This window comes from Massilia varians, from assembly GCF_027923905.1.
Taxonomy (GTDB): Bacteria; Pseudomonadota; Gammaproteobacteria; order Burkholderiales; family Burkholderiaceae_D; genus Telluria; species Telluria varians_B.
Window position 1 is genome coordinate 2,822,507 of the sequence record NZ_AP026966.1, and the last position, 17,114, is coordinate 2,839,620.

Consider the following 17,114-nt stretch of genomic DNA (forward strand, 5'->3'; position numbering starts at 1 on the left):
TCTTAGCCGATACGGGTGGCGCTGCGAACATCGATCACATCTTGCAGGCGCGCCAGGCCACCACGATCCAGTCGGCGGCCGCCAGCGCCGGCCGGCGCCGGAACACGTCGTACTCGGCCTTTTCGATCGCTTCCAGGATGCGCAGGCCGCCCTGCACGATGAGGCGCAGTTCCCAGCCGATGCGTCCCGGCAGGCGGTGCACCAGCGGCGTGCCGCTGAGCATCAGGGCGCGGGCGCGGTCCACCTCGAAGCGCATCAGGGCGCGCCAGGCCGGCGTGGCCGGCCCGGAGGCCAGCTCCGCTTCCGACACGCCGTGCCGCTCCAGGTCTTCGAGCGGCAGGTAGATGCGGCCCTTGGGCAGGTCAATGGCGACGTCCTGCCAGAAGTTGATGAGCTGAAGCGCGGTGCAGATCGCGTCGGAATCGCGCAGGTTGCGCTCGTCCACGGCATCGTAGAGTTCCAGCATCAGGCGGCCGACCGGGTTGGCCGAGCGCCGGCAGTAATCGAGCAGCAGGGTGTAGTCGGCGTAGCGGGTGGTGGTGACGTCTTGGCGAAAGGCCGACAGCAGGTCGTGCATGGGCGCGACCGGCAGCCGGAACTCGCGCACCACGGTGGCCAGGCGGCCGAACAGCGGGTCGGCCGGGGTGAGGCCGCGCTCGATGGCCGCGAGCTCGCGTCCATAGCGCTCCAGTTCGGCCAGGCGCTCGGGCGCCGCGGCGTCGCCCTCGTCGGCGATGTCGTCGGCGCTGCGGGCAAACGCGTAGATGGCCTCGACCGCCGGCGCCAGGCGGCGCGGCAGCAGGAAGGAGGCGACCGGGAAGTTCTCGTAATGCTCGACTGGCATATTGGACTGTTGACTCTAATGTCGGGTTTCTGGCTGTTTCACTGATTATAATTGCTCGATTACAAATGCCCTAACTTGGCAATTGATCAACAGAGGATCCACCGTGCCTGCATTTCCGACATTTCGCCCGACGTTCTCCATCATGCGCGCCGCCTGTGCCGCGCCCCTGCTGCTGGTCCTGCTGGCCGGCTGCGGCAAGGAGGCAGCGAAGACCGAGGACGTGCGCCCGGTGCGCGCCATCGAGCTGGTGGCCAGCAGTGGCGGCGAGCAGGTCGAGTTCTCGGGCGACGTCCGGGCCCGCTACGAGTCGCGCCTGGGCTTCCGGGTGGGCGGCAAGATCGTCGAGCGCCGGGTCGATGTCGGCGCGATTGTCAAGGATGGCCAGGTCCTGATGCGCCTCGACCCGCAGGACCTGCGCCTGGCCGAGGCCCAGGCCCGCGCCACCCTGCGCGCCGCGGAAACCGAGCGCGACCTGGCCCAGGCCGACTACAAGCGCCACCAGAACCTGCGCGCCCAGAATTTCGTCAGCCAGGCCGTGCTGGACGCCAAGCAGGCCGCCCTGCGCGCGGCCCAGGCCAACGTCGATGCGGCGCGCGCGGGCTTTCGCGGCCAGTCGAACCAGGCAGGCTACGCCAACCTGGAATCGGACACCGATGGCGTGGTGACGGCGGTCGACGCCGAAGTCGGCCAGGTGGTGGCGGCCGGCGCGCCGGTGGTGCGGGTGGCCCGCACCGACGAGAAGGAAGTCGTGATCGGCATTCCCGAGGACCGGGTCGAGGCGCTGCGCCAGGCCAGCAAGGTCAATGTGCGCCTGTGGGCCAGGCGCGACGAAGCCATTCCCGGCACGATTCGCGAAGTCTCGCCGGTGGCCGATCCGGCCACCCGCACGTATACCGTCAAGGTGGCGATCCCGGCGCGCGCCGACGTCCGCCTCGGCATGACGGCGACCGTGGAGATGACTACCGCCGGCACCGCCAATGCCTCGGCCCTGCGGGTGCCGCTCAGCGCCCTGGTGCAGGACAAGGGCGTGACCAGCGTCTGGGTGGTCGAGCAGGGCGCGGTGCAGCTGCGCAAGGTCGAGGTGGCGGGGCAGTCGGGCAACGACATTCTGCTCTCCGGCGGAGTGCAGCCCGGCCAGACCGTGGTGACGGCCGGCGTGCACCTGCTCAAGCCGGGCCAGAAGGTGCGCATCCTGACGGCCGACGTGGCGCGCCGCGGCGATACCGAGGCCGCCGCGGTCGGCGGCAATGAGGCGGCCAAGGGCGGAGCCGGCAAATGAGGGGTTTCAACCTGTCGCGCTGGGCGCTGGAACATATTCCGCTGACGCGCTACCTGATCGCCGCGCTCCTGATCGGCGGCATCCTCAGCTACCAGCAGCTGGGCCAGGACGAGGACCCGCCCTTCACCTTCCGCGCGATGGTGGTGAGCGCCGTGTGGCCGGGGGCGACCGCGGTGCAGATGGCCGAGCAGGTGACCGATCCGCTCGAGCGGAAGCTGCAGGAAACGCTCTACATCGACCGTATACGCAGCTTCTCCAAGCCGGGCGAGACCACCATTGTGGTCTATCTGCGCGAGTCCACGCCGCCCGACGAAACTGCGCCTACCTGGTACCAGGTGCGGAAAAAAGTCTCGGAGATGCGGGCCACCCTGCCGCAGGGCGTGGTCGGTCCCTTCTTCAACGACGAATTCGGCGACACCTACGGTTCGATCTTCGCGCTCTCTGGCGACGGTTTCACGCCGGCCGAAATGCGCGACTACGCCGACTTCGTGCGCCAGCAGCTGCTCAAGGTGCCGCTGGTTGCGAAAGTCGAGCAGTTCGGCGTGCAGGCCGAGAAGATCTACATCGAATTCTCCAGCAAGAAATTCGCCCAGCTGGGCCTGCCTTTCGAGCAGATCGTCAGCCAGATCGCCACCCAGAACGGGGTCGAGGCCAGCGGCGTGCTGGTCACGCCCACCGACAACCTGCAGGTGCGCGTCACGGGCGCGCTGAACAAGCTCGAGCTGCTGGAAAACCTGCAGCTGCGCGCCGCCAGCACCACCTTCCGCCTGGGCGACTTTGCGACGGTCAAGCGCGGCTACCAGGACCCGCCGCGCGACAAGATGCGCTTCAATGGCAAGGAAGTGATCGGACTGGGCGTGTCGATGGAAAAGGGCGGCAACATCATCCGCCTGGGCGAGGGTCTGGACCAGACCGTGGCGCGCATTCGCGCCCAGCTCCCGGTCGGGATCGAACTGGAGCGCGTGTCGAACCAGCCGCAGGCCGTCACCGCCTCGGTCAACGAATTCATCAAGGTGCTGGTCGAAGCGGTGATCATCGTGCTGGCCGTGTCCTTCATCGCGCTCGGCCTGCACACCAAGCCCCGGCTGCGCATCGACGTGCGTCCGGGCCTGGTGGTGGCGCTGACGATTCCGCTGGTGCTGGCGATTACCTTTCTCTTCATGCGGGTGCTCGACATCTCGCTGCACAAGATCTCGCTGGGCGCCCTGATCATCGCGCTCGGCCTGCTGGTGGACGACGCCATCATCGCGGTCGAGATGATGGTGCGTAAAATGGAAGAGGGCCTGTCGCGCTTCGAGGCCGCCACCTTCGCCTACACCTCCACCGCGATGCCGATGCTGACCGGGACCCTGATCACGGCGGCGGGCTTCCTGCCGATCGGCCTGGCCAAGTCAGCGGCCGGCGAATACACCTTCACCATGTTCTCGGTGAACGCGCTGGCGCTCCTGATCTCCTGGGTGGCGGCGGTGGTGTTTACCCCTTACATCGGCTACGTCCTCCTGAAGGTCAAGCCGCACGGCCAGGGCGAATCCTCGCACGACGTGTTCGACAGTCCGGCCTACGAGCGTTTCCGCCGCCTCGTGAACCGCTGCGTCGAGTGGCGCAAGACCACGATCGCGCTGAGCCTGGGCGTGTTCGCGCTGGGCGTATTCGGCTTCAAGTTCATCGAGAAGCAGTTCTTCCCGGATTCCAGCCGTCCTGAACTGATGGTCGAGATGTGGTCGCCCGAGGGCACCAGCTTCGCGGCCAACGAAGCGGTTGTGAAGCGTTTCGAGGCATTCCTCAAGCAGCAGCAGGGCGTGCACAGCGTGACCAGCTATGTCGGCACCGGCAGCCCGCGCTTCTACCTCCCGCTGGACCAGATCTTCCCGCAGTCGAACGTGTCCCAGCTGGTGGTGCTGCCCGTGGACAGCGCGGCGCGCGACGCGCTGCGCTTGAGAATCGAAGCGGCCTTCCGCAACGATTTCCCCGAGGTGCGCGGACGCGTGAAGCTGCTGCCGAACGGACCGCCGGTGGCCTATCCGGTGCAGTTCCAGGTGCTGGGGCCCGACATCGGCATCGTGCGCACGCTCGCCGACGAGGTCAAGGACGTGATGCGCGCCAACCCGAACACGGTGGGTGTCAACGACAACTGGAACGAGGCGGTCAAGGTGCTGCGTCTCGACCTCGACCAGGACAAGCTGCGCGCCCTCGGCGTCACCTCGCAGGCGGTGCGGCGCGTCATTAATACCACGCTCACCGGCACCCCGGTGGGCCAGTTCCGCGAGACCAACCGCCTGATCGACATCGTGGTGCGCCAGCCGCTGGAAGAACGTTCGACCATCACGCGCCTGTCGGAAGCCCTGGTGCCGACACCTGGCGGCGGCGCCGTGCCGATCGGGCAACTGGCGCGGGTCGCCTTCGTGTGGGAGCCGGGCGTGGTCTGGCGCGAGGGGCGCGAGTGGGCCATCATGGTGCAGTCGGACGTGGTCGAGGGCATCCAGGGGCCGACCGTCACCGCCCAGGTGGACGAGAAACTGGCGGCGATCCGCGCCAGGCTGCCGGCCGGCTACCGCCTCAAGGTGGAAGGCGCGGCCGCCGACAGCGCGGATGCGGAAGCCTCGATCATGGCCAACGTGCCGCTGGTGCTGTTCATCGTGTTCACACTCCTGATGCTGCAGCTGCACAGCTTCTCGCGCTCGCTGCTGGTCTTCCTCACGGGGCCGCTGGGCATCGCCGGCGCGGCGATGGCCTTGCTGGTCTTCGACCGGCCCTTCGGTTTCGTCGCCAACCTGGGCGTGATCGCACTGTTCGGCATGATCATCCGCAATTCAGTAATCCTGGTGGACCAGATCGAGCAGGACATCGCCGGCGGGGCCGAAGCCTGGGACGCGATCGTCGAGGCGGCGGTGCGGCGCTGCCGGCCGATCCTGTTGACGGCTGCCGCGGCCGCGCTGGCGATGATTCCGCTGTCGCGCTCGGTGTTCTGGGGGCCGATGGCGGTGGCGATCATGGGCGGCCTGCTGGTGGCGACCGCGCTCACCCTGCTGTTCCTGCCGGCGCTGTATGCGGCGTGGTTCCGGGTAAAGAAGCCGACCCGACCGGACATCGGCTAGGCTGGCGGGGGCTCCTCTCTCTATATAGATGAGCTCCCGTCCCCGCACGGGCTGCAAAAAACGCCCCAGTAGTGTCAGAAAATCCAGTAAAATAATTGATTGAAGTTGTAGCCCCTAAACAGAGGAGTGCAGGGCGGCCGGTTTCACTGTCGGGCGCCCTTTGTTTTTGTGGCAAAAATGCAATCCTTCCGCGAGGATGGCGAAATTGGTAGACGCACCAGGTTTAGGTCCTGACGCCAGCAATGGTGTGGGGGTTCGAGTCCCCCTCCTCGCACCACGAATAATTATTTTTTTGGACGATTTTTACAATGGCAACTGCAGTCGAAACCCTGGGTAAACTCGAGCGTCGCTTGACGATCACTTTTCCGGTAGCTGACGTCCGTACGGAGGTCGAAAAGCGCCTCAAGAAGCAGGCCAAGACGGCAAAGGCCCCGGGCTTCCGCCCAGGCAAGGTGCCGCTCAAGATGGTCGCTGCGCAATACGGTTACCAGATCGAATCGGACGTGCTGAACGACAAAGTCGGCCGCGCGTTCAACGAAGCCGCCAACGAGAACCAGCTGCGCGTTGCCGGTTTCCCGAAAATCGAACCGAAAGAGGACGCACCGGAAGGCATGCTGGCCTTCGACGCGACTTTCGAAGTCTACCCGGAAGTCGTGCTGGGCGACCTGGCCACCACCGAGATCGAAACCGTCGCCGCCGAAGTGAGCGATGCCGAGATCGACAAGACCATCGACATCCTGCGCAAGCAGCGCGTGCACTACCACACCAAGGGTGAAGAGGGCGAGCACGGCACCGGCGGCGAAGCCGTGGCTGCCAACGGCGACCGCGTCACCGTCGACTTCGTCGGCAAGATCGACGGCGAAGAGTTCGCCGGCGGCAAGGCCGAGAACTACGCATTCGTGCTGGGCGAAGGCCGCATGCTGCCGGAATTCGAAGCCGCTACCGTGGGTCTGAAGGTCGGCGAGAGCAAGACCTTCCCGCTGCCTTTCCCCGAGGATTACCACGGCAAGGACGTGGCCGGCAAAACCGCCGAGTTCACCATCACCCTGAACAAGCTCGAATGGGCCCACATGCCGGAAGTCGACGCGGAATTCGCCAAGTCGCTGGGCATCGAAGACGGCTCGATCGAGAAGATGCGCGAAGACATCAAGACCAACCTGGAGCGTGAAGTCAACGCCCGCATCAAGGCCCGCAACAAGGAAGCCGTGATGGACGCCCTGGTCAAGTCGACCGAACTGGACGTGCCGAAGGCCATGATCCAGCAGGATTCGGAGCGCCTGGCCGAGATGACCCGCCAGGACATGGCGCAGCGCGGCATGGACGTCAAAGCAATGCCGTTCCCGCCAGAAATGTTCGCCGACAAGGCCGAGCGCCGCGTGCGCCTGGGCCTGATCCTGTCGCAGCTGGTGCAAGAGAACAACCTGCAAGCAACCCAGGAGCAGGTCAAGGCCCAGATCGAAGACTTCTCGCAGAGCTACGAAGATCCGAAGGAAGTCCTGAAGTACTACTACAGCGATCGTCGCCGTCTGGCCGAAGTCGAAGCCCTTGTTTTGGAAGAAAACGTCGTTAACTACGTCCTCGGCAAGGCAAAGGTCAGCAGCAAGACCATCGCTTTTGATGAACTGATGGGCGGCAACGTCCAGGGTTAATGAATGCCAGCCAGCAAGGCTGTTGTGGTTTAATCGTAGGGTGGGCAGGTTTCCTGCCCACGCGGTGATAGTTGGCAGCCAGATCATCGTGTGCGATGACGGAGCCGATAAGGATCACCGCGTGGGCGGCGAAGCCGCCCACCCTACGTGTCTGTGAAAACCACGCGCACCTGCTAAGATTGGACTTCTGAAACCCCTCATTACAAGGAACGAGACAGGTATGATTCGTAATCCGGCATTGGATACCCAAGCACTCGGCCTCGTGCCGATGGTGGTCGAACAAAGCGGCCGCGGCGAGCGCGCCTATGACATCTACTCGCGCCTCCTGAAGGAGCGCGTGATCTTCCTGGTCGGCCCTGTCAACGACCAGATGGCCAACCTGATCGTGGCCCAACTGCTGTTCCTGGAGAGCGAGAATCCGGACAAGGACATCTCGCTGTACATCAACTCGCCGGGCGGTTCGGTCTCGGCGGGCCTGGCGATCTTCGACACGATGAATTTCATCAAGCCGGACGTCTCCACGCTGTGCACCGGCCTGGCCGCCTCGATGGGCGCTTTCCTGCTGGCCGCCGGCGCCAAGGGCAAGCGTTTCTCGCTGCCGAACTCGCGCGTCATGATCCACCAGCCGTCCGGCGGTTCGCAGGGCATGGCCTCGGACATCGAGATCCAGGCCAAGGAAATCCTGTACCTGCGCGAGCGCCTGGCACGCATCATGTCCGAGAACACCGGCCAGAGCATCGAGCAGATCCATCGCGACACCGACCGCGACCGCTTCATGTCGGCGGAAGAGGCTGTTGAGTACGGCATGATCGACCGCGTGCTCACCAACCGCGCGTAAGCAAGCGCGTTGCGACGCCGCCAAGGTGTTGCCAAAAAACGCCCGGGCGCAAAACGTGTTCGGGCGTTTCGTTTTTATTTCGGGTAGCATGTTCGTGTGCGCACTTGTTGCGTACTTGTATTAGCGTTATATTCAAGCAACTTATTAGATAACCTGCCCCATGTCTGACAAAAAATCCTCCAGCGGCGAAAAACTTCTGTACTGCTCGTTCTGCGGAAAGAGCCAGCACGAAGTCAAGAAGCTGATCGCGGGACCGTCGGTGTTCATCTGCGATGAATGCATCGACCTGTGCAACGACATCATCCGCGACGAGACTTCCAATGTCGAATCGGTGGCGGGCGCCAAGTCCGATCTGCCGACGCCTCATGAAATCACCGAACTGCTCGACCAGTACGTGATCGGCCAGCAGACGGCCAAGCGCATCCTGTCGGTGGCGGTGTACAACCACTACAAGCGCCTCAAGCACCTGGGCAAGAAGGACGACATCGAACTGGCCAAGAGCAATATCCTGCTCGTCGGCCCGACCGGTTCCGGCAAGACCCTGCTGGCCCAGACCCTGGCGCGCATGCTCAACGTTCCTTTCGTGATCGCCGACGCGACCACGCTGACCGAAGCCGGCTATGTCGGCGAGGACGTCGAGAACATCATCCAGAAGCTGCTGCAGAGCTGCAACTACGAAGTCGAGAAGGCCCAGCGCGGCATCGTCTACATCGACGAGATCGACAAGATTTCGCGCAAGTCCGACAATCCGTCGATCACCCGCGACGTCTCGGGCGAGGGTGTGCAGCAGGCCCTGCTCAAGCTGATCGAGGGCACCATGGCCTCGGTGCCTCCGCAGGGTGGCCGCAAGCATCCGAACCAGGACTTCGTCCAGATCGACACGACCAACATCATGTTCATCTGCGGCGGCGCCTTCGACGGCCTGGCCAAGATCATCCAGAACCGTTCGGAAAAGAGCGGCATCGGCTTCGCGGCCACGGTCAAGAGCCAGACCGAGCGCGCCAACAGCGAAATCCTGATGGAAGCCGAGCCGGAAGACCTGATCAAGTTCGGCCTGATTCCGGAGCTGGTCGGCCGTCTGCCGGTCGTCGCCACCTTGAGCGAGCTGACCGAGGAGGCGCTGATCCAGATCCTGATCGAGCCGAAGAACGCCCTGATCAAACAGTACTCGAAGCTGCTTGAAATGGAAGGCGCCGAACTCGAAATACGTCCTGCGGCACTGCACGCGATCGCGCGCAAGGCGCTGGCGCGCAAGACCGGCGCCCGTGGCCTGCGGTCGATCCTCGAGCACGCCCTGCTGGACGTGATGTACGAACTGCCGAGCCAGCAGAATGTGGTGAAAGTGGTGATCGATGAAAATACGATCACGAACGCTGCGAAACCTTTGTTGATTTATAGCGAAACGCCAAAAGCGTCTGGCGAGAACTAAAAAAGCGCCACACTTTTGTCACAAAAGTCTTGCCGTACGGATTCTTGAAGGTACACTAGACCATAATAAGAAACCGGGCTTCAACCGAAAAGCCACTCGCGGGTCACCTCCTGCGCAGTGGCTTTTTCATTTGAAAGCAGGGTTTTTATTGGAACGGCTATATTGCTACTGTGTGGTTTGTTTTTACCGGTAGAAAATATATTCGCAGTGGTCTTGAGATTTGCGCTGCGAGCGCCCAAGTTCAGCAACACGTTTCTATAAGGTATGCCATGACAACTTCGAAATTAACCGAACAAACGACGCTGCCTCTTCTGCCGCTGCGCGACGTGGTCGTGTTCCCGCATATGGTGATACCTCTGTTCGTCGGCCGTCCGAAATCGATCAAGGCCCTGGAAGCCGCGATGGAGCAGGGCAAGAGCATCATGCTGGCTGCCCAGAAAGCGGCCGCCAAGGACGAACCTTCCGCCGCAGACATCTACGAGATCGGCTGCGTGGCCAACATTCTGCAAATGCTCAAGCTCCCCGACGGCACCGTGAAGGTCCTGGTCGAGGGCGCCCAGCGCGCACGCATCGATCACATCCATGACGGCGCCACCCACTTTACCGCCGAGCTGACTCCGGTCGCCTCGGAAATCGGCGACGACTCCGAAGTCGAGGCCATGCGCCGCGCCATCGTCCAGCAGTTCGACCAGTACGTCAAACTCAACAAGAAGATTCCGCCCGAGATTCTGGCATCGCTTGCGGGCATCGACGACGCCGGCCGCCTCGCCGACACCGTCGCCGCCCACCTGCCGCTCAAGCTCGAGCAGAAGCAGGTCATCCTCGAGATCTTCAACGTCGCCAAGCGCCTCGAGCACCTGCTCGGCCAGCTGGAAGGCGAACTCGACATCCTGCAGGTCGAAAAGCGCATCCGCGGCCGCGTCAAGCGCCAGATGGAAAAGTCGCAGCGCGAGTACTACCTGAACGAACAGGTCAAGGCCATCCAGAAGGAACTGGGTGAAGGCGAAGAGGGCGCCGACATCGAAGAGCTGGAGAAGAAGGTCATCGCCGCCAAGATGCCGAAAGAGGCAATGGAAAAGGCGCAGGCCGAGATCAAGAAGCTCAAGCTGATGTCGCCGATGTCGGCCGAAGCCACCGTCGTGCGCAATTACATCGACACGCTGGTGTCGCTGCCGTGGAAGAAGAAGTCGAAGGTCACCATCGACCTGGAAAAGGCCCAGCAGGTGCTGGAAGCCGACCACTACGGCCTCGACAAGATCAAGGAACGCATCCTCGAGTACCTCGCGGTGCAGCAGCGCGTCGACAAGCTCAAGGCCCCGATCCTGTGCTTCGTCGGTCCTCCGGGCGTGGGCAAGACCTCGCTGGGCGAATCGATCGCCCGCGCCACCAACCGCAAGTACGTGCGCATGGCACTGGGCGGCGTGCGCGACGAGGCCGAGATCCGCGGCCATCGCCGTACCTACATCGGCTCGATGCCGGGCAAGGTGCTGCAGTCGCTGTCCAAGGTCGGCGTGAGGAACCCCTTGTTCCTGCTCGACGAGATCGACAAGATGGGCGCGGACTTCCGCGGCGATCCGTCCTCGGCCCTGCTCGAGGTGCTGGACCCGGCGCAGAACCACACCTTCAGCGACCACTATGTGGAAGTCGACTTCGACCTGTCGGACGTGATGTTCGTGGCCACCTCGAACTCCTTCAACATCCCGCCGGCGCTGCTGGACCGGATGGAAGTGATCCGCCTGTCGGGCTACACCGAGGACGAGAAGACCAGCATCGCGCAGCGCTACCTGCTGCCGAAGCAGATCAAGAACAACGGCCTGAAGGAAGGCGAGATCAAGGTCGAGGAATCGGCGATCCGCGACATCATCCGCTACTACACCCGTGAAGCGGGCGTGCGTTCGCTCGAGCGCGAAATCTCGAAGATCTGCCGCAAGGTCGTCAAGATGCTGCTGTTGACCAAGGCCGAGAAGAAGATCCTGGTGAACGCCAAGAACCTGGACAAGTTCCTGGGCGTGCGCCGCTACGACTTCGGCATGGCCGAGAAGGAAAACCAGATCGGCCAGGTGGTCGGCCTGGCCTGGACCGAGGTAGGCGGCGACCTGCTCACCATCGAAGCCGTGAACGTGCCGGGCAAGGGCGCCATCATCCGCACCGGCACCCTGGGCGACGTGATGAAGGAATCGATCGAAGCGGCGCGCACCGTGGTGCGTTCGCGCGCCCAGCGCTTCGGCATCAAGGCCGAAGCGTTCGAGAAGACCGACATCCACATCCACGTGCCGGAAGGCGCGACGCCGAAGGATGGTCCGTCGGCCGGTATCGGCATGACGACGGCGCTGGTCTCGGCCTTCACCGGCATCCCGGTGCGCGCCGACGTGGCGATGACCGGCGAGATCACGCTGCGCGGCGAAGTCCTGCCGATCGGCGGCCTGAAGGAAAAGCTGCTGGCGGCGCATCGCGGCGGCATCAAGACGGTCCTGATCCCAGAGCAGAACGTGAAGGACCTGGCCGAGATTCCGGACAACGTCAAGAACAAGCTCGAGATCGTGCCGGTGCGCTGGATCGAGAAGGTGCTCGAGGTCGCGCTCGAGCGCCAGCCGGAAGCGCTCGCCGAGGTGGCGGCGGCGCCGGTGGCCGTCACGCCAGCCCCGGCAGCGGAAGCGTCGACCGACGTGGTCAAGCACTGATCGGGTCAATGAGCGATGAGACAGGCGCCTGCGGGCGCCTGTTTTTTTTGGACGCGCAGTGCGAAATGCGACTAACCGACGCCATCCACCACGGATGTTGCTTGACAGACCAATGTTGCCCTTGTTTAATACCGGCTTGCACTTTTGCAGGAAGGCGCCCCGGCGTCCAACGTATACACGAGGGTTAGAGTGAACAAGACAGAACTGATCGAAGAAATCGCGAAGTCCGCGGACATTACCAAGGCCTCGGCGACGCGTGCTCTCGACGCCATGATTGGAGCCGTGACCGAGTCGCTGAAGAAGAACGACAGCGTCACGCTGGTCGGCTTCGGCACCTTCACCGTGGGCGAGCGCGCTGCCCGCACCGGCCGCGATCCGCGCACCAAGGAACCGATCAAGATTGCAGCTGCCAAGGTTCCGAAATTTAAGGCTGGTAAAGCTCTGAAAGATGCTGTAAACTAATGCCTTCTCTGCAGTGACATGCAGGGGCACTACCTGCAAGGGTAATGCGATGTCGTGTAGTTTGTTGGAGCGGTAGTTCAGTTGGTTAGAATACCGGCCTGTCACGCCGGGGGTCGCGGGTTCGAGCCCCGTCCGCTCCGCCAACATCCACCACATTAGTCTGGAGCGGTAGTTCAGTTGGTTAGAATACCGGCCTGTCACGCCGGGGGTCGCGGGTTCGAGCCCCGTCCGCTCCGCCAGAATTCAGTATTGCCCGAGGTGTCCGACGATGCCGAGGGAGACAAGAAGGGGCGAACGCGAGTTCGCCTTTTTTTTTAACTTGTGCTGTTAAAGCATTATCAACCTTGAATGGCTGACCATGTTTGATTTTGTCCGTAACAACAAGCGCGTGATGCAGGGCCTGCTGCTGGTCCTGATCGTGCCTTCGTTCGTGTTAGTCGGTGTCGAGAGCTACCAGGACCGTGGCGACGCCGCGTCAGGCGTGGCGACCGTGGCCGGCCAGAAGGTTACCCAGCAGGAATGGGAAGAAGCGCAGCGCCGCCAGATCGACCAGGCGCGCCAGATGATGGGTCCGCAGTTCGACCAGAAGATGTTCGAGACGCCGGAAGCCAAGCAGGCGATCCTGAACAACCTGGTGGCCGAACGCGCCATCAACGCCGAGCTCGCGCGCACCCACATGACCGTGGGCGACGCCGCCCTCGCCAGGAAGATCGGCGAATACCAGCAGTTCCGCAAGCCGGACGGCAGCTTCGACATGGAGGCCTACAAGGGTGCACTGGCCGCGCAGGGCATGACCCCGGGGATGTTCGACCAGCGCCTCCGCCGCGACCTGACCCTGGAGCAGCTGACCGGCTCGATCCAGGCGACCGCGTTCGCCCCGCGCTCGGTGAGCGAGCGCCTGTCGAACATCAGCGACCAGGAACGCGAAGTCCAGGAAATCCTGTTCCCGATGGCGCAGTTCCTCCCGCAGGTGAAGGTCACCGACGAGATGGTCAAGGCCTACTACGACAAGAACGCCCAGCTGTTCACCATCCCCGAACAGGTGAAGGCCGAGTACGTCGTGTTCGACGCCGCCGCGGTCGAGAGCCAGGTGCAGGTCACCGACGCCGAAGTCACCGAGTACTACAACAAGAACCTCAAGAGCTACACCACGCCGGAGCAGCGTACCGCCAGCCACATCCTGATCAATGCGCCGCGCGACGCCAAGCCGGCCGACCAGGCCGCCGCCAAGGCCAAGGCGGAAAGCGTGCTGGCAGAGGTGCGCAAGAACCCGGCGAACTTCGCCGAGATCGCCAAGGCGCAGTCGCAGGACCAGGGCTCTGCCCAGGCCGGCGGCGACCTCGGCGTGGTCGAGAAGGGCACCTTCGTGAAGCCTGTGGAAGATGCGATCTATGCGCTCAAGGAAGGCGAAGTGAGCGGCGTGGTGCAGTCCGAGTTCGGCTACCACATCATCAAGCTCACCTCGCTCAAGCCGGCGGAGCAAAAGCCGCTGGCGGCCGCGAAGGATGAGATCGCCGCCGACCTGAAGAAGCAGAAGATGTCGAAGCGTTATTCGGAAATGGCCGAGACCTTCACCAACATGGTCTACGAACAGTCGGAGAGCCTGAAGCCGGTGGCCGACAAGCTGGGCCTGAAGATCCAGAGCGTCGACAGCCTGACCCGCAAGCCGAATCCACAGCTGGGCGAGGCGCCGTTCAACAACGAGAAGTTCCTGGCCGCGCTGTTCGGCACGGACGCCGTCAAGAACAAGCGCAACACCGAAGCCGTGGAAGTGGCACCGGGCGTCTTGATCTCGGGCCGCGTGGTCGAGTTCAAGCCGGCCACAAAGCGCCCGCTGGCCGAGGTCGAGGCCCAGATCCGCCAGCGCGTCACGCTCGAAGAAGCGGCGCGCCTGGCGAAAGCCGCCGGCGAGCAGAAGCTGGCCGCCGCCAAGGCATCCGGCGACAGCACCGGCTTCGGCGCACCGCAGGCTGTGACCCGCACCAAGGAACCAGGCATCAACACCACGGCGGCGATCGCGGTGCTGAAGGCCGATGCCACCAAACTGCCGGCCTACGTGGGCGTGGAGATCCCGGGCCAGGGCTACGGCGTCTACCGCATCAACAAGGTGTCGCAGCCGGCCAATCCGGACGTGAACCGCCGCAAGCAGGAAGCGCAGCAGATTTCAGGCCTGGTGGGCCAGGCGGAGCTGTTCAACTACGTCGAGGCGCTCAAGACCAAGGCCAAGGCCAAGGTCAATGTGAAGGCGACCCAGCTCGGCGCCAAGCCGGAAGGCGAGTGATCGCGCGCGAAGTAACAGGCTAAGAAAAAGCCCGGCTGTGTGAGCAGCCGGGCTTTTTGCTTGATGCGCCGCGCTTCAGGCGGCGTGCAGACGGCGGGCCAGCGCGGCGAAATCCTCCTCGCCGATATCCCCCAGCTCGACCACCTGCGCCTTCGGGAAATGCACGAAATTGCGGTCGATCGAACGCAGGTAGGCCGGATCGTAATGCTCCAGCAGCAGTTGGTCGACCAGCTCCGCCATCGCGCCGCTGTTGGCCATGTCGCGCCAGGCCTTGATCTTCTCGTTCCCGTGCAGCTGCACCAGGTGGGCCAGCTGGCCGGTGAGCGCGTCGGGGTTCTTGCAGAAGTGCTCGTAGTCTTCCATCAAGAGCCGCACCCGGTTCTCGCGCGACAGCGACAGCGCGATGCAGGGCGAGGCGCGCATGCTTGCCATGACCGCCTCCGGCACCCGCAGGTTGCCGACCTTCTTGCTTTCGGACTCCACGAACACCGGGCGCGAAGGGTCGAAGTGGCGCAGCTTGTCCCAGACCTGGCTCTCGAACATTTTTTGGGTCGGCTGCGCTTCGTCCGGCAGGTGGCCCAGCACCGAGCCGCGGTGCGCGGCCAGCTTCTCCAGGTCGAGCACCTGCGCGCCGATGCGATCGAGCGTCTCCAGCAGGCGGCTCTTGCCGCTGCCCGTGGTGCCGCACACCACGCGGAAATCCAGTTGCGGCGGGTTTTCCAGCGCGCTGGCCACGTGCGCGCGGTAGGCCTTGTAGCCGCCATCCAGTTGCACCACCGGCCAGCCGACCTTGGCCAGGATATGCGCCATCGAGCCGCTGCGGTTGCCGCCGCGCCAGCAGTACACCAGCGGCTTCCAGTCGCGCGGCTTGTCATGCCACAGGGTCTCGATATGGCGCGCAATGTTGGCGGCCACCAGCGGCGCGCCGACCCGCTTGGCCTCGAAGGAGCCGACCTGCTTGTACAGCGTGCCCACGCGCACGCGCTGGGCGTCGTCGAGCACCGGCGCGTTGATCGCGCCGGGAATGCGGTCGAGCGCATATTCCGATTCGCTGCGCGCGTCGATGATGGTGTCGAAGGAATCGAGTTCGGGAAGGATCTCGGCAAAGCTCAGGACGGCTGGGTATTTCATTGTTTTTTCACGAGTGGCGCGAATTGCGGCCAGATGGTGTTCAGGATGATCGGGTGGGCGGCGGCGAGCGGGTGCATGCGGTCCTGCTGGAACAGGGCTGGCTTGTCGGCCACGCCTTCGAGCATGAAGGGGACCAGCGGCGACTTGGTTTCAAGCGAGATCTTCTTGAACATGTTGAAGAAGTTTTCCGTATAGGCGCGTCCGTAGTTCGGCGGCATGCGCATCCCCACCAGCAGGACTTTCGCCTTCTTCTTGTGCGCCATGTCGATCATGGCGCGCAGGTTGCCTTCGGCCGAGGCCACCGGCAGGCCGCGCAGGCCGTCGTTGGCGCCCAGTTCGAGCACCACGATGTCGGGGCGATGCTGGTCGAGCAGGGCCGGCAGGCGGGTGCGTCCGCCGATGGTCGTCTCGCCGCTGATGCTGGCGTTGACGACCCTGGCGGGGATGTTCTCGGCCTTGAGCTTCCGTTCGAGCAGGGCCACCCAGCCGGCGCCGCGCGCAATCCCGTATTCGGCCGAGAGGCTGTCGCCCAACACGAGGATGGTTTTTGGTGCAGAATAGGCGCTCCCGGACGCGGCCAGCGTCAGGATGAAGACGAGAGACAACTTTTTAAGAATGGCTAGCATGCGTGATAACCCCGAGGTGTTCAAGAATGGTGTGACGGCCGACGCTGCAGCGCCAGGCCGGCCGGCGGCAATCGCGGTCAGCGGCCTGTCCAAACGGGTGGCGGACGCCAGCGGCGAACTCACCATCCTGCAAAACATCGATTTTACCGTGCAACCGGCCGAGACGCTCGCGCTCGTCGGCGCCTCCGGTTCGGGCAAGTCAACCTTGCTGGGACTGCTTGCGGGCCTGGATACGCCATCGAGCGGCAAGGTCGTGCTCGACGGCACCGACATCTTCGCACTCGACGAAGATGGGCGCGCCGCCTTTCGCAAGGCCAAGCTGGGCTTCGTGTTCCAGTCTTTCCAGTTGCTGGCCCACCTGAACGCCGTGGAAAACGTGATGTTGCCCCTGGAACTGCGCGGCGACGATGATGCGCGTGCCAAGGCCGAGGCCATGCTGGGACGCGTGGGCCTGTCCAGCCGCCTGCGCCATTATCCCAAGTACCTGTCGGGCGGCGAACAGCAACGGGTGGCCCTGGCGCGTGCTTTTGTCACCGAGCCGCCGCTGTTGTTCGCCGACGAGCCGACCGGCAGCCTGGATGCGGCCACCGGCGAAGCCATCATCGCGCTGATGTTCGAACTGAACCGCGAGCGCGGCTCGACCCTCGTGCTGGTCACGCACGACCCCGCCATGGCGGCGCGCTGCGGCCGTACCCTCACCATCGCCGCCGGCCGCCTCGCCTGACTTTCAGGAGCGTCTAACAAAACCTCCATGGCTGCGTTGTACCGTCTTGCCGTACTGGCGTACTGTCTTCGACGG

At 63.8% G+C, this 17,114-nt stretch carries 12 protein-coding genes and 3 tRNA genes; 12 read left to right on the forward strand and 3 right to left on the reverse strand.

The genetic code is table 11. The features are described from left to right. Nucleotides 1–34: 34 nt before the first annotated feature. Nucleotides 35–844 carry a squalene synthase HpnC gene (gene hpnC, locus MasN3_RS12790; RefSeq protein ID WP_281907530.1) on the reverse strand — a complete coding sequence of 270 codons (810 nt, stop codon included), beginning with the start codon at nucleotides 842–844 and terminating at the stop codon, nucleotides 35–37. Between the two features lie 142 nt (nucleotides 845–986). On the opposite strand from hpnC, the gene MasN3_RS12795 reads away from it, so the two are divergent. The 11 genes from MasN3_RS12795 to MasN3_RS12845 all read left to right on the forward strand — a co-directional run bounded on the left by MasN3_RS12795 (nucleotide 987) and on the right by MasN3_RS12845 (nucleotide 14,558). Next, on the forward strand, nucleotides 987–2,123 hold the full coding sequence (locus MasN3_RS12795; RefSeq protein WP_370662362.1) for an efflux RND transporter periplasmic adaptor subunit: 1,137 nt from the start codon (nucleotides 987–989) through the stop codon (nucleotides 2,121–2,123). Further along, nucleotides 2,120–5,218, forward strand: a complete 3,099-nt coding sequence (locus MasN3_RS12800; protein ID WP_281907532.1) for an efflux RND transporter permease subunit — start codon at nucleotides 2,120–2,122, stop codon at nucleotides 5,216–5,218. The genes MasN3_RS12795 and MasN3_RS12800 overlap by 4 nt, the downstream gene beginning before the upstream one ends. 190 nt (nucleotides 5,219–5,408) lie before the next feature. Then, nucleotides 5,409–5,495 (forward strand) — tRNA-Leu (locus tag MasN3_RS12805). Nucleotides 5,496–5,526: 31 nt separating this feature from the next. Next, complete coding sequence (gene tig, locus MasN3_RS12810) at nucleotides 5,527–6,867, forward strand: trigger factor (RefSeq protein WP_281907534.1); 1,341 nt, start codon at nucleotides 5,527–5,529, stop codon at nucleotides 6,865–6,867. Between the two features lie 220 nt (nucleotides 6,868–7,087). Then, the gene (gene clpP / locus MasN3_RS12815) at nucleotides 7,088–7,705 is read left to right on the forward strand and encodes an ATP-dependent Clp endopeptidase proteolytic subunit ClpP (RefSeq protein ID WP_027864172.1); all 618 of its coding nucleotides are present in this window, start codon (nucleotides 7,088–7,090) and stop codon (nucleotides 7,703–7,705) included. Between the two features lie 160 nt (nucleotides 7,706–7,865). Further along, nucleotides 7,866–9,134, forward strand: a complete 1,269-nt coding sequence (gene clpX / locus MasN3_RS12820; protein ID WP_027864171.1) for an ATP-dependent Clp protease ATP-binding subunit ClpX — start codon at nucleotides 7,866–7,868, stop codon at nucleotides 9,132–9,134. 269 nt (nucleotides 9,135–9,403) lie between these two features. Beyond that, entirely contained in the window at nucleotides 9,404–11,815 is a 2,412-nt protein-coding gene (gene lon / locus MasN3_RS12825) for an endopeptidase La (RefSeq protein WP_281907538.1), read from the forward strand. Between the two features lie 144 nt (nucleotides 11,816–11,959). Continuing rightward, the gene (locus MasN3_RS12830; RefSeq protein WP_161783926.1) at nucleotides 11,960–12,277 is read left to right on the forward strand and encodes an HU family DNA-binding protein; all 318 of its coding nucleotides are present in this window, start codon (nucleotides 11,960–11,962) and stop codon (nucleotides 12,275–12,277) included. A gap of 66 nt (nucleotides 12,278–12,343) precedes the next feature. Then, nucleotides 12,344–12,420, forward strand: a tRNA-Asp gene (locus tag MasN3_RS12835). Nucleotides 12,421–12,439: 19 nt separating this feature from the next. Beyond that, a tRNA-Asp gene (locus tag MasN3_RS12840) sits at nucleotides 12,440–12,516 on the forward strand. A gap of 119 nt (nucleotides 12,517–12,635) precedes the next feature. Continuing rightward, nucleotides 12,636–14,558 (forward strand): SurA N-terminal domain-containing protein, encoded by a 1,923-nt coding sequence (locus MasN3_RS12845; RefSeq protein WP_281907541.1) that lies wholly within the window; start codon nucleotides 12,636–12,638, stop codon nucleotides 14,556–14,558. Between the two features lie 75 nt (nucleotides 14,559–14,633). On the opposite strand, the gene mnmH is transcribed toward MasN3_RS12845, so the two are convergent. Beyond that, nucleotides 14,634–15,689, reverse strand: coding sequence for a tRNA 2-selenouridine(34) synthase MnmH (gene mnmH / locus MasN3_RS12850; RefSeq protein WP_281907543.1), 1,056 nt, complete (start codon nucleotides 15,687–15,689; stop codon nucleotides 14,634–14,636). Continuing rightward, nucleotides 15,686–16,315, reverse strand: coding sequence for an arylesterase (locus tag MasN3_RS12855; RefSeq protein ID WP_281907545.1), 630 nt, complete (start codon nucleotides 16,313–16,315; stop codon nucleotides 15,686–15,688). The genes mnmH and MasN3_RS12855 overlap by 4 nt, the downstream gene beginning before the upstream one ends. On the opposite strand from MasN3_RS12855, the gene MasN3_RS12860 reads away from it, so the two are divergent. Further along, on the forward strand, nucleotides 16,314–17,039 hold the full coding sequence (locus tag MasN3_RS12860; protein ID WP_281907547.1) for an ABC transporter ATP-binding protein: 726 nt from the start codon (nucleotides 16,314–16,316) through the stop codon (nucleotides 17,037–17,039). The genes MasN3_RS12855 and MasN3_RS12860 overlap by 2 nt on opposite strands. The last annotated feature ends 75 nt before the right edge of the window (nucleotides 17,040–17,114 follow it).